Origin of the sequence: Mycobacterium sp. KBS0706, from assembly GCF_005938675.2 — a bacterium.
In the GTDB taxonomy this organism is placed as follows: domain Bacteria; phylum Pseudomonadota; class Alphaproteobacteria; order DSM-16000; family Inquilinaceae; genus Inquilinus.
The window spans coordinates 1-430 of the sequence record NZ_VCCH02000365.1 but is presented as its reverse complement, the minus strand read 5'-3'; the positions used below and the strand labels follow the sequence as shown (position 1 = coordinate 430).

1 protein-coding gene is annotated in these 430 nt (G+C 69.8%); it reads right to left on the bottom strand.

Going from position 1 to position 430, the window contains the following annotated elements; genetic code table 11:
- Positions 1-430 (bottom strand): transposase (locus FFK22_RS42300; RefSeq protein ID WP_186002994.1); only part of this gene is annotated, 430 nt, incomplete at both ends.

Below are 430 nucleotides of genomic sequence, written 5' to 3'. Positions count from 1 at the left end.
AGCGGCCTTGAGCCCCTCATGCGCGTCGGAGACCACCAGCTTGACGCCGCGGAGGCCGCGGCGGGCCAGGCCGCGCAGGAACTCGGTCCAGAAGGTCTCGGCCTCCGACGGGCCGACATCCAGGCCCAGCACTTCCCGGCGGCCGTCAGTGTTGGCACCGACCGCCACGATCACCGCGACCGAGACGATCCGGCCGGCCTGGCGGACCTTCACGTAGGTGGCATCGATCCAGAGATACGGCCAGTCGCCCTCGATCGGACGGGTCAGGAAGGCCTGGACCTTCTCGTCGATCTCCTCGCACAGCCGCGACACCTGGCTCTTGGAGACGCCCGAGCCGCCCATGGCAGGGACCAGATCGTCCACCGAGCGGGTCGAGATCCCCTGGACGTAGGCCTCCTGGATCACCGCCGCCAGCGCCTTCTCCGCCAAC